Annotated in this window: 9 protein-coding genes; 4 read left to right on the forward strand and 5 right to left on the reverse strand. The window is 75.0% G+C overall.

The features are described from left to right. Window positions 1-140: 140 nt before the first annotated feature. On the reverse strand, window positions 141-1,601 hold the full coding sequence (xylB, locus tag JQX11_RS29010) for a xylulokinase (protein WP_204928101.1): 1,461 nt from the start codon (window positions 1,599-1,601) through the stop codon (window positions 141-143). 11 nt (window positions 1,602-1,612) lie between these two features. Continuing rightward, complete coding sequence (gene xylA / locus JQX11_RS29015) at window positions 1,613-2,800, reverse strand: xylose isomerase (protein ID WP_204928102.1); 1,188 nt, start codon at window positions 2,798-2,800, stop codon at window positions 1,613-1,615. Between the two features lie 70 nt (window positions 2,801-2,870). Between xylA and JQX11_RS29020 the strand changes: the two genes are divergently transcribed. From JQX11_RS29020 to JQX11_RS29030, 3 genes are all read left to right on the forward strand, one after another. After that, window positions 2,871-4,133: an ROK family protein gene (locus tag JQX11_RS29020; RefSeq protein WP_204928103.1), complete on the forward strand. Its 1,263-nt coding sequence runs from the start codon at window positions 2,871-2,873 to the stop codon at window positions 4,131-4,133. Between the two features lie 129 nt (window positions 4,134-4,262). Further along, window positions 4,263-5,939, forward strand: a complete 1,677-nt coding sequence (locus JQX11_RS29025; protein ID WP_204928104.1) for a SpoIIE family protein phosphatase — start codon at window positions 4,263-4,265, stop codon at window positions 5,937-5,939. After that, entirely contained in the window at window positions 5,936-6,979 is a 1,044-nt protein-coding gene (locus JQX11_RS29030; RefSeq protein WP_307826405.1) for a cobalamin B12-binding domain-containing protein, read from the forward strand. Before JQX11_RS29025 ends, JQX11_RS29030 begins: the two co-directional genes overlap by 4 nt. Before the next feature lie 8 nt (window positions 6,980-6,987). Here JQX11_RS29030 and JQX11_RS29035 read toward each other — a convergent pair whose 3' ends face one another. Next, the gene (locus JQX11_RS29035) at window positions 6,988-7,530 is read right to left on the reverse strand and encodes a MarR family transcriptional regulator (RefSeq protein ID WP_204928149.1); all 543 of its coding nucleotides are present in this window, start codon (window positions 7,528-7,530) and stop codon (window positions 6,988-6,990) included. A gap of 94 nt (window positions 7,531-7,624) precedes the next feature. On the opposite strand from JQX11_RS29035, the gene JQX11_RS29040 reads away from it, so the two are divergent. Next, a complete protein-coding gene (locus JQX11_RS29040) occupies window positions 7,625-8,758 on the forward strand; it encodes a PP2C family protein-serine/threonine phosphatase (RefSeq protein WP_204928105.1) in 1,134 nt (377 codons plus the stop codon). 39 nt (window positions 8,759-8,797) lie between these two features. Here JQX11_RS29040 and JQX11_RS29045 read toward each other — a convergent pair whose 3' ends face one another. Together JQX11_RS29045 and JQX11_RS29050 are read right to left on the reverse strand one after the other, a co-directional pair. Continuing rightward, a complete protein-coding gene (locus JQX11_RS29045; protein WP_204928106.1) occupies window positions 8,798-10,285 on the reverse strand; it encodes a sugar transferase in 1,488 nt (495 codons plus the stop codon). Window positions 10,286-10,504: 219 nt separating this feature from the next. Then, entirely contained in the window at window positions 10,505-12,247 is a 1,743-nt protein-coding gene (locus tag JQX11_RS29050; protein WP_204928107.1) for a substrate-binding domain-containing protein, read from the reverse strand. Window positions 12,248-12,259 lie beyond the last annotated feature (12 nt).

Below are 12,259 nucleotides of genomic sequence, written 5' to 3' on the forward strand. Positions count from 1 at the left end.
TGCGGCAGCCAACCAGGTACGCCTCCCGGCCCGACGGGCACCCCCGCCGGGCCGGTCCACTCAGGGCCGGACCGGCCGACGGCCGGTGACCGGCCCCCCGTGCGCCGGTCACCGGCCGACGTCGTCGGTCGGGTGGGTGGTCACTCCCCCGGCACGGCCACCCGGTCGAGGGTGTGGTCGCGGGCCTCGGCGTACCGCTGGCGGATGGCGGGGACGGGCTCCGCCGCGTACTCCTCGGTGTCCTTCGGTGCCCAGTCCGGTGGCGTCGCGCCACCCAGGGCGACCCAGGCGGCCTGGCGGGCCGCGCCGTCGGCGACGTACTCCCCGGGCGGGGGCACCACCACGGGACGGCCGAAGACCTGCGGTGCGATCCGGCGGACCGCCGCCGAGCGGGCCCCGCCGCCGACCAGGATCACCCGCGCGACCGTCGCGCCCTGGGCCACCAGCGCGTCGAGGCCGTCGGCCAGCGCGCAGAGCATCCCCTCCACCGCCGCCCGGGCCAGGTGCGCAGGGGTGGCGGTGCGCAGGGTGAGGCCGTGCACCGAGCCGGTGGCGGTGGGGCGGTCCGGGGTCCGCTCCCCCTCCAGGTAGGGCACCATGACCAGGCCGTCGGCCCCGGGTGGGGCGCTCAACGCCAGCTCGGACAGGGTGTCGAGGTCGACGCCGAGCAGCGTCGCCGCCGAGTCGAGCACCCGGGCCGCGTTGAGCGTGCAGACCAGCGGCAGGAACCGGCCGGTCGCGTCGGCGAACCCGGCCACCGCGCCACCGGCGTCGGCGGCCGGCGTGTCCGCCACCGCGAAGACCGTGCCCGAGGTGCCGATCGAGACGACCACGTCACCCGGACCGGCACCGACCCCCAGCGCGGCTGCGGCATTGTCCCCGGTGCCGGGGCCGAGCAGGACGTCCCCGCCCGGCACCGCCCGGCCGTCGCCGAGCACGGCCGGGTCGAGCACGCCGGCCTGCGCGGCCGGACCGAGCACCGTGGGCACCTCGACGACCCGACCGAACGCCTTCTCCAGCAGGTCCGGGCGGTACTGCCCGGTCACCGGCGACCAGTAGCCGGTGCCGCTGGCGTCACCCCGGTCGGTGCGCAGCGCCGCCAGGCCGGGAGCACCCGCCAACCGCCAGGTCAGCCAGTCGTGCGGCAGGCAGACGGCGGCGACCCGGGCGGCCCGCTCCGGCTCGTGCCGGGCCAGCCAGCGCAGCTTGGTGGCGGTGAAGCTGGCCACCGGGACCAGCCCCACCGCGTCGGCCCAGAACCGGCGGCCGGTCTCCCCGCCGCCGGCCTCGGCGATCAGGTCCCGGGCCGCGTCGGCGGACCGGGTGTCGTTCCACAGCAGCGCCGGCCGGACGACCTCGCCCGCCTCGTCGAGGCAGACCATGCCGTGCTGCTGACCGGCGACCGACACGGCCGCCACGTCGGCCAGCCCGCCGGCCGCCTCGACGGCGGCCAGCAGGGCATCCCACCAGGCCCGTGGGTCGACCTCGGTGCCGTCCGGGTGCGGCGCGCGGCCCTCACGGACCAGCGCGCCGGTCTCCGCGTCCCGGATCACCACCTTGCAGGACTGGGTGGACGAGTCCACCCCGGCGACGAGCGGCATGCCGGGCCGCCTCAGCGCGCGCCGAGCAGGTGCTCGACGGCGAGCTGGTTGAGCCGGACGAACGCGAAGCCCTTCGCCGCCGTCGCGTCCACGTCGAACTCCTCGAACGCGGACCGGTCGGCGAGCAGCCCGGCGTAGCCCTCACCGTCGCCCAGCGTCGGGCTGGCCAGCTCGCCGACCTTGCTGGCGGTGAGCGCCTCGACCACCTCCGGGTCGGCCCGGAACGCCGCCGCCCGCTCCTTGAGCAGCAGGTAGGTCGCCATGTTGGCCTCGGCCGACGCCCACACCCCGGCGATGTCCTCGGTGCGGGAGGGCTTGTAGTCGAAGTGGCGCGGGCCGTCGTACGCCGGGCCACCGTTGGGGCCGCCGTTCTCCAGCAGGTCGACCAGGGCGAACGCGTTCATCAGGTCGCCGTGGCCGAAGACCAGGTCCTGGTCGTACTTGATGCCGCGCTGGCCGTTGAGGTCGAGGTGGAACAGCTTGCCCTGCCAGAGCGCCTGGGCGATGCCGTGGGCGTAGTTGAGGCCGGCCATCTGCTCGTGCCCGACCTCCGGGTTGAGGCCGACCATCTCGGGGCGGGCCAGCTCGGAGATGAACGCCAGCGCGTGCCCGACGGTGGGGAGCAGGATGTCGCCGCGCGGCTCGTTCGGCTTGGGCTCGATGGCGAACCGCAGGTCGTAGCCCTGGTCGACGACGTACTGGCAGAGCACGTCGACGGCCTCGCGGTAGCGGTCCAGCGCGGCCCGGATGTCCTTGGCGACGTCGTACTCGGAGCCTTCCCGGCCACCCCACATGACGAAGGTCTTGGCGCCCAGGTCGGCGGCGAGGTCGACGTTGCGCAGCACCTTGCGCAGCGCGTAGCGGCGGACGTCACGGTCGTTGCTGGTGAAGCCGCCGTCCTTGAACACCGGGTGGGTGAAGAGGTTGGTGGTGACCATCGGCACGACCAGGCCGGTCTCGTCGAGGGCCTTGCGGAACCGGGCGAGCTGCGCCTCCCGGGCGGCGTTGTCGGCGCCGAACGGGATCAGGTCGTCGTCGTGGAACGTGATGCCGTACGCGCCCAGCTCGGCGAGCCGGTGCACGGCCTCGACGGCGTCCAGCTCGGGGCGGGTGGCGTCGCCGAACGGGTCACGGGCCTGCCAGCCCACCGTCCAGAGCCCGAAGGAGAACTTGTCGGCGGGGGTGGGACGGGGTGCCATGGCAGACCTCCGGTGGGGATGATGGTGGCGGTGGGTGGGTGACCCGCAATTTGTTCAGTGGTTGAATTAAATGGCCGTGCTGTGGCACTGTCAAGGGGTGACCGAGACCCGGACCGTCGGCGCGGTCCGCCAGGGAAGCCTGCGCGAACTCAACCTCGCCGTGGTGCTGCGACGGATCGCCAGCACCGGCCGGCCGCCGTCGCGGGCCGAGATCGCCGCCGACACCGGCCTGACCCGGGCCACCGTGTCGGCCGTCGTCGACGACCTGATCGCCGGCCGGCTGGTCACCGAGGCCGACCCCGCGCCCCGCACCGGCGCCGGCCGCCCCGCCCGGGGACTGCTGCTCGGCGACACCGGGCCGGCCGGACTCGGCCTGGAGGTCAACGTCGACTACCTCGCCGCCTGCGTGGTCGACCTCACCGGCGCCGTCCGGCACCACGAGGTGCGCCGGGTCGACCTGCGCCCGCTCTCCCCCGCCGACGCGCTCACCGACCTGGTCTCCCTGGCCCGCCGGGCGCGTACCGCCGCCGACGCCGCCGGGCTCGGCCTGGCCGGGGCGGCCCTGGCCGTGCCGGGGCTGGTCGACGCGCGCGGCCTGGTCCGGCTCGCCCCCAACCTCGGCTGGCGCGACGTCGACGTGCCGGCCCTGCTCGCCGACCATCCCGCCCTCACCGACCCGGTCGACGGGGTGCCGCCGCTGGTGGTGGAGAACGAGGCGAACCTCGCCGCGCTGGGCGAGCTGCACGCCCGCCCCGGTGGCCCGCAGAGCTTCCTGCACGTCTCCGGCGAGATCGGCATCGGTGCCGGGATCGTGCTCGACGGGGCGCTGTTCCGGGGCTCCCGGGGGTGGAGCGGCGAACTGGGTCACGTACCTGTCGACCCGGGCGGCCCCACCTGCCGCTGCGGGGCACGCGGCTGCCTGGAGACGTACGCCGGGCAGGAGGCCGTGCTGGTCGCGGCCGGGCTGGCCGGGGTGGACCTGCCGGCCGACACCGCCGCCCGCCGGCTGGCCGACCTCGCCTGCTCCGGTGACCCGGCCGCGCTCGACGCGCTGCACGCCGCCGGCACCGCGCTCGGGGTGGCCGTCTCCGGGGTGGTGAACCTGCTCGATCTGGACACCGTCGTGCTCGGCGGCGGATACGCGACCCTCGCGCAGTGGCTGTGCCCGCCGGTGCTGGCCGAACTCGACGCCCGGGTGCTCACCAGCGGGTGGTCCCCGGTGACGGTCCGGCCGGCGGCGCTCGGGGCCGAGTCCGCCGCCGTCGGCGGAGCCGGTGCGGTGGTACGCCGGATCATCGCCCGGCCGTCCGGCTGGCTCTCCCGCCCGGGATGACCCCCGGTTCCTCGCTGGCCGATCGTCGGCCCACCTCGGTACGCTTTACCTGAGGCAACGATTTCCTACCGAGGAGAGCACTCCCAGCATGCGCAGAGGTCGACAGACCGACGCGCCCGGCGACCGGCGGTGACGACGACCCACCGGGGCGGGCACGCCGGCCCGGTGAGCGGGGGCGGACAGGTGTCCCGCGCACCGGCCCACCCGTCGCCGGACGGCCCGCTGCCGGCCGACCCGCAGCTCGCCCGGGAACTGCTCGACGGGCTCGCCGAGGCGGTGGTCACCACCGACCGGGCCGGGCGGGTCACCCTGGTCAACGCGATGGCCGGGCAGCTCCTGCCCGAGCTGGTCCCCGGCACCGACCTGACGTCGGGCACCGTGCCGGCGCTGGCCCGCGCGGTCACCGGGGACGCCGCGACGTTCGACGCCGAGCACCGGGGACGCCGGCTGCGCGGGTTCTGCCGCCCGCTGGCCGGCGGGGGCTGCGCCTGGTACGTGCGGGACGTCACCGACGAACACGCCCGCACCGACGCGTTGCTCGCCGAACGGTCGCGCACCGCGTTCCTGGCCCGGGCCGGCAGCCGACTCGGGCTCTCGCTGCACCGCGAGCAGACCCTGCGCAGCGCCGTCACCCTGCCCGTGCCCTACCTGGCCGACGCGGCACTGGTCGTGCACCGGCCCCCGCAACCCGGCGAGGACGTCCCGCACTGGCTGCGGTACGCCGACGGCGACCCCGCCCCGGTCGGTGGGGTCGCCGGCCCGGAGCTGACCGGCGCGGTCCCCGGGCTCGTCGAGGCGCTCAGCGGCGCGACCACCGACCCCAGCCCCTGGCTCGACGCCGAACTGGCCGACCTGGGCGCCGTCCTGCCGCCGGACTTCGGCCGTCCCGGCACCGTGCTGATCAGCCCGATGCCCAGCGCCGGCGGGCCGGCCGGCGCGTTGATCCTGGTCCGGCGGGTCGGCCGACCCGGCTTCGACCAGCGCGACATCGAGCTGGCCCGGGAGTTCGCCGCCCGTGCCGGCTCCGCGGTCGCCGCCGCCGAACTGTACGGCGAGCAGGCCCACCTGGCCCGGGTGCTCCAGCACAGTCTGCTCCCCCCGGAACTGCCCCAGGTGCCCGGCGTCACCCTCGCCGGCGGCTACCGTTCCGCCGGGGACAGCCTGCGCATCGGCGGCGACTTCTACGAGGTCTTCCGCACCGCCACCGGCGCCCTGTTCGCCCTCGGCGACGTCTGCGGCAAGGGGGTCGGCGCGGCCGTGCTCACCGGCCGGGTACGCCAGTCGCTGCAGACCCTGCGGCTGGTCGAGCAGCGTCCCCGGGAACTCGTCACCCTGCTCAACCGGGCGTTGTTCGACTCCCCCGACGCCGCCCGGCGCAGCCAGTTCACCACCCTGCTGCTGGGCACCACCGAACCGGAGGCCGACGGCGGCCTGCGGGTCCGCATCGCCGGCGGCGGGCACCCGTCCCCACTGGTGGTACGCGCCGACGGCAGCATCGTCGAGGCCCGGGTGGGCGGGATGCCGATCGGTGCGTTCGCCTCGGCGACCTTCGTCGAGGTGGAGGTGCACCTCGCCCCGGGTGAGCTGCTGCTGGCGTACACCGACGGGGTGACCGAGGCACGCGGCGGCGCGGCGGCCGTCGAGATGTTCGGCGAGCAGCGGCTACGGCAGGCGCTCGCCGCGGTGGCCGGCCTGCCGCCCGCCGCCGTGATCGACTGGCTGCTCCAACTCGTCGACGAGTGGCTGGACGGGGAGAGCCACGACGACATCGCGCTGCTGGCCGTCCGCGCGGCGGACCCGGCGTGAGCCGACCGGCCGGGCCGGCCGCTACGGCTGCGGGCCCGCCGGCCGGGCCGGCCGTGGTGGGCCCGGAGGTCGTCGCGGCGTACCTCGACTGTCTGGACCGGGCCGACCTGCCCGCCGCCACCCGGATCGCGACCGGGTTGCTGGACGCCGGCTCGTCGGTGGCCGACGTCCTGGTGGACCTGGTCGCCGTGACCCAGCGCGAGGTGGGGCTGCGCTGGCTGACCGGCCGGTGGAGCGTCGCCCAGGAGCACGCCGCCACCCACGTCAGCGAGCAGGTGGTCGAGGCGGTCGCCGCCCGCAGCGGCCCCACGGGCGAGCGGGGGCACGTGGTGATGGCCTGCGTCGAGGGCGAGTGGCACGCGTTGGCCGCCCGGATCGTCGTCGAGGTGGTCCGCGCCGCCGGCTGGCGGGTCACCTTCCTCGGTGCCAGCGTGCCGGTCCGGCACCTGGTCTCCTACCTGCACCAGACCGGCCCGGACGCGGTGCTGCTGAGCTGCGTGCAGCCGAGCCGGCTGATCCGGGCCGGGCGGATGATCGAGGCGTGCCGGGCGGCCGGGGTGCCGGTGGTGGCAGGTGGCCCGGGTTTCGGCCCGGACGGCCGCTGGGCCGCCGCCGTCGGCGCCGCCGCCTGGGGGGCGACCGCCCGGGACGCGGCCCGGCTGCTGGCCGGCCCGCTGTGCCCGGCACCGCACGCCGGCTCCGGGCCGGCGACCGGCACCGACGAGTACGTCGCGGTGCTGCGCCACCGCCGCGACCTCGTGCAGCTCGTGCTCCGCGAGGTGACCCCCGCGCCCGACCGGGTCGAGGAGGTCGCGGGCGCGGTCGCGCAGCTGGTCGACGCGCTGGCCGCGGCGACCCGGGTCGGCGACCCGGGGCTGCTGGTCGAGTTCGTCCGCTGGCAGACGGAGCTGCCCGACGCCCGGGACGGCTCCCCACTGCTGGACACCACGCTCCGGGTGTGCGCCACCGCGCTGACCGAGCACCCCCGTGCCGGGGACTACCTGCGTCGGGCCCGGACCCTGTTGACCACCGCCCCGTGACCGCCGGGTCAGGCCGAACGGGCCGCCGGGGTGCCGTCGCCGGGCCGGCTCCGCGGCGCGGACGGCGCGGACGGCGCGGACGGCGCGGACGGCGCGGACGGCGCGGACGGTAACTCGACCACCGGCCCGCCGTCCCTCTCCCGGGCCCGCGCCACCCGGTCGAACTCCACCAGCCCGCGCAGCAACGCCCCCCGGCCCTCCCCGCTCATCCCGGCCAGCACGGCGGCGAGCCGCTGCCGGCGGTCCCGGCGCAGCTCGGCCAGGAGGCGGGTCGCCTCCGGGGTCAGGTGCAGGGCGATCTCCCGCCGGTCCGACCGGCCCGGCTCCCGCTCCAGCATGCCGGCGGCGACCAGCCGGTCGCAGAGCCGGCTCGCCGAGGAGAGCAGCATGTTGAGCAGGGTGGCGAGCCGGCGCAGGTTGATCCCGTCGTGCCGTTCGACCACCATGACGGCACGTAACTGCGCGCTGGACAGCCGGCTGGTGGTGCTCTCCCGGGCCGCCTCCCACACGGAGAGCAGGGCCCCTGTCGCGGCGTCCAGCTCGGCGGCCATACTCACGTCTGGTCCGCTAGGACCGCTTTCTTCGGCCATGGTGGGCCCGAGACTACCCCCCGTACCAGGGGATCTGCGCTGTCAGGAGGCGTACATGACAAGCGGAGCCGAGTGCCGGGTCCGACGGGTGCTGACCGAGTCACCCGCGGACCTGCTGCTGGCACGGCTCGCCGACGAGCTGGGGCGGACGTACCGGATCACCGACGTGGAGCTGTTCCAGGTCGACTACCGGCTGTCGGTGCTGCTGCCGCTGGGCGGCGGCGACCCGCTGACCGGGCCCGGTCACCCGGCCTGGCGCTGCTACGACCACCAGCAGCCGGTGCTCGCCGACGGGATCGGCTGGTTCCCCGTCGGCATGCGGGGTGAGCGGCGCGGGGTGCTGCGGTTGACCCCGGTGCCCGACGACCGGACGGCGGTCGAGGAGCTGACCCGCATCGCCACCGCCCTGGGGCACGAGTTGGCCGCGGTCACCGCCGGCACCGACGTCTACCGGGCCTCCCGCCGGGCCCGCCGGCTCACCCTCGCCGCCGAGATGCAGTGGGAACTGCTGCCGGGGCGCAGCCGGGACCGGCCGTCGTTCCGCCTCGCCGGCCAGCTCGAACCGGCCTACGCGGTGCGCGGGGACAGCTTCGACTGGTCCGACGACGGCACCCGGCTGTGGCTGTCGGCCATCAACGGCACCGGTGAGGGGGTGGCCGCCTCGATGCTCACCGCGCTTGCCACCCACGCGTTGCGCAACGCGCGCCGGGGCGGACTGGCCCTCGCCGACCAGGTCGCCCTCGCCGACCAGGCGGTCTACGCCCTGCACCGGGGCGAACAGCACCTGTCCGCCCTGGTGATGGAGCTGGATCTGGCCACCGGGGTGCTGACGGCGGTGGACGCCGGGTCGCCCCGGCTGGTGCTGCTGCGCGACGGGGAGGTCAGCGAGCAGGTGCTCGACAAGCAGTTCCCGCTGGGCATGTTCGAGGGCACCGACTACCGGCACCAGAGCTTCGAGCTGCGCCGTGGCGACCGGCTGTTCGTGCTCAGCGACGGCGTGATCGACGCGACCGGGCAGCACGTCCGGTACGGCGAGACGGCGCTGGACCGTTTCCTGCGGCGTACCGGACCGATGACGCCGCTGGACGCGGTCCGCTCGCTCATCGGCGACCTGCGCGCCTTCGTCGCCGGTGATCTGGTCGACGACGCGGTGGTGGTCTGCCTGGACTGGACCGGCCCGCAGGAGTGAGACCGGCGGGCCCGGCGCGTACGGCGCCGGGCCCGCCCGTCAGTACGCTCCGCGCCCGCGCAGCACCGCGCCGAAGGTCTTCCACAGGATGGTCAGGTCGGCGGCGAGCGACCAGTTCTCCACGTAGTAGAGGTCCAGCCGGATGCCGTCCTCCCAGCTCAGGTCGGACCGGCCGCTGACCTGCCAGAGGCCGGTCATGCCCGGCTTGACCAGCAGGCGGCGGGCCACGTCGCCGTCGTAGCGGGCCACCTCGGACGGCAGCGGCGGGCGCGGGCCGACCAGGCTCATCTGGCCGAGCAGCACGTTGACCAGTTGAGGCAGTTCGTCGAGCGACCACTTGCGCAGCAGCCGCCCGATCCGGGTGACCCGCGGGTCGTCGCGCATCTTGAACATCAGGCCGTTGGTCTCGTTACGGGCGACCAGCTCGGCCAGCATCGCGTCGGCGTTGACCACCATGGTGCGGAACTTCAGCACCCCGAACTCCCGGCCGCCCTGCCCGACCCGGGTCTGCCGGAACAGCACCGGCCCCCGGCTGTCCAGCCGGACGGCCAGTGCGATCAGCGCCACCAGGGGCAGCAGCAGCGCCAGCGCCACCGCTGCGGCGGACCGGTCGACGAACTCCTTGACCAGCTTGCGGGCCCCCCGGAACTCCGGTGCCTCGACGTGGATCAGCGGCAGGCCGGCCACCGGGCGGGTGTGGATGCGCGGACCGGCGACGTCGGTGAGGGCGGGGGCGACGACCAGGTCGATCCCGGTGCCCTCCAGCTGCCAACCCAGCCGGCGCAGCCGGGTCGCGGTCAGCTCGCCGGACGCGGTGACCGCGACGGTGTCCGCGCCGATCGCGGCGGCGGCCTCGGGGATGCCCCGCAGGGAACCCACCACCGGCACGTCGCTGAGCCGCTGCGGTACGGGTGCGAGCAGCGCGTCGGGGATGCACGCGCCGACCACGTGGTAGCCGGCGTACGGCTCCCGGCGCAGGGTGTGCACCAGCTCCAGCACGTGCGCGGTGTCCCCGACGACGAGGACCCGGCGGGACCAGCCGTCGCCCCGGCAGCGGGCCCGGTGCAGTGCCTTGCGGGCGGCGAACCGGGTGGCCACCAGCCCGACGGTGCCGACGGCGAAGGAGATGCCGAGGAAGCCCCGGGAGACCCCGGCGTCGAAGATGTAGCCGGCGATCGCGACCCCACCGGCCAGTCGCAGGCTCGCCCCGCTGACCCGCCGGTACTCGTCCGCGCCGTAGCCGAGCACCCGGTCGTCGTAGCAGCGCAATGCCTTGAGCGAGACCAGCCAGACCAGCACCAGGGCCGGCGCGACCAGCACGTACGGGATCTCCGAGCCGCGTGGCACGGCATCACCGAAGCGGGTGGCGTAGCCGGCGAGGACCGCCAGCGACAGCACAGCGGTGTCCAGCACCACGAGCGTCCGGACGTAGCCCCGCTGACTGGTCCGGGATCGAGTACCCGCCGATCGGCCACCGGGCGCCGACGGCGGGGTACGGACGGGCGTGGACAGCGTCGCCGAGGTCACCCAACCTCCCCCACATCACACTGGTCGGCTCCGAGCCCGGTGCTCACCTCTGGAGGGGGTGGCCGGCCGGAGCGCTCCCGACATCCTGCCCCACAATGATGCTCACCTATTGCTTCGGACGCATTACTGTCAGTTTTCTTTCGCCGCCGAGACGGAGGAATCCCACCACCGCAACCGATTCTCACCGAATGCAGTGGCCCCTGTGCACTGTGCGAGGGCTCAGCGCGGTGCGTTCGGGCGCAACGCGATGGCCTTCAGGAAGATGTCACCGATCTTGGACGGGTCCTCGGTGACGAAGGCGCCGCCACCGGTGACGTTGGTGATGGACTGGAGTTCGGCCTTGGAGACCTCGCTGCCGATGCCGATGATGACCACCTGCACCGGGCGCTCCGGATCGTTGAGCTGCTTGAGCCGGCTGATCAGCGAGCTCTGCGAAATACCGTTCTTGTCCTCGTTCTTACCGTCGGTGAACAGCACCACCGAGTTGACCCGGCCGGGCTCCCACCCGTCCTGGACGTTCTTGTACGCCGCCAGCATGGTGTCGTACAGGCCGGTGTCGCCGCTGGACGGGCGGATACCGGCGAGCCCCTGCTCCAGCTTGCCCCGGTTGCCGGACAGCGGGTTGATCGGCTCGATCTCCCGCCAGTCCCGCGAGCCGACCAGCTCGGTGGAGAAGGTCCACAGCCCGATCGACCAGGAGTCGTCGAACAGGTTCAGGCCCCGGCTGGCCGCCGCCACGGTCACCTGTTCCCGGCTGGCGTTGTTGGCCGACGGGACGGGGGTCTTCATCGAACCGGAGACGTCGATGACGCAGAGCATCCGCCCGGACTGGGTGGCGATCGACCAGCCGGAGACCGCACGGTCTATGGCCACCGGGTCCAGGCCACCGGCGGCGGTCCCGCCGGACGGGGGCACGGCGGTACCGCCGCCGGCCGGGCTCGGCGCGCCCTGCGGCGCCTTGAAGCCGTCGCCCCAGTTGCCGTCCGGGGCCCGCAGCGACTGCACGGCCAGCCGGTTCTTGAAGCTCTGCGTGGTGAGCAGTTCGAAGAGCACCTTCGCCGCCGACGCCTTGCTCTGGTCGATCCCCGGGAGCACCGCGTACGGGTAGTCCAGCGGCATCGGCGACGGCTCCAGGTAGAGCGCGGCCAGCGGGATCGGCGGCTTGGTGTTGTTGTAGGCGATGACGTCCTCCTCCGACAGCGCGGCGGCACCGAGCGCGCTGGCGATGGAGGTCGGGTCGTTGGAGCGCGGGAACCGGGCCAGCAGGTCCTGCCGCAGCGCCGAGCGGCCGGTGGCCAGCGCCCGCAGGGCGGCCGTGGTCGCCTGCTGGGCGTCGCCGCCCCCGCCGCTGGCCGCGGCGGTCAGGGAGAGCAGGCCGGAGAGCCCGGCGGCGTCCTGGGTCGGCTCGACGATGCCGGCCCGCAGCGGCTTGTCGCTGCGGACGGCACGCAGCATGTCGTTCCAGGTGAGCTTCTTCTCCGGCCAGCCGAACTTGGTGCTGGCCACCGGCTGCGGCATGGCCACCACGATGGGGCTGCGGGCGATCGAGGCGCCGTTGCCGGGGGCGAACGCGGTGGCGCCACCGCTCTTGAGGCGCAGCAGCCAGGTCGACGAGTCCGGAATCCACACGTCGGGCGTGACCGCGGTGCCGCTGGCCTGCCCCACCCCGGCGAGGCTGGCCCCGTGCTTGCTGGCCACCGCGGCGGCGACCTCCACCGGTTCGGAGGCGGTGACGTTCACCTTGATGCAGGTGCCACCGACCGCGGCCCCGTCCGTCGTCCACTGGGCCGCCGCCGCCTCGACGGCCGGCGCGACCTCGGGCGCGGCGGCCACGGCGAGCTGGATCTCCCCTGAGCAGGACGGTCCGGCCAACTGCTGGTAACCGACCCAGGAGCCGCCGACCACGACGACGAGTGCGGTCGCCGCCACGGCGGCGCCCGCTCCACGGATACTTGAACGCATGCGATGGCGGCC

It is taken from the genome of Micromonospora humida (assembly GCF_016901255.1).
Classification (GTDB): Bacteria; Actinomycetota; Actinomycetes; order Mycobacteriales; family Micromonosporaceae; genus Micromonospora; species Micromonospora wenchangensis.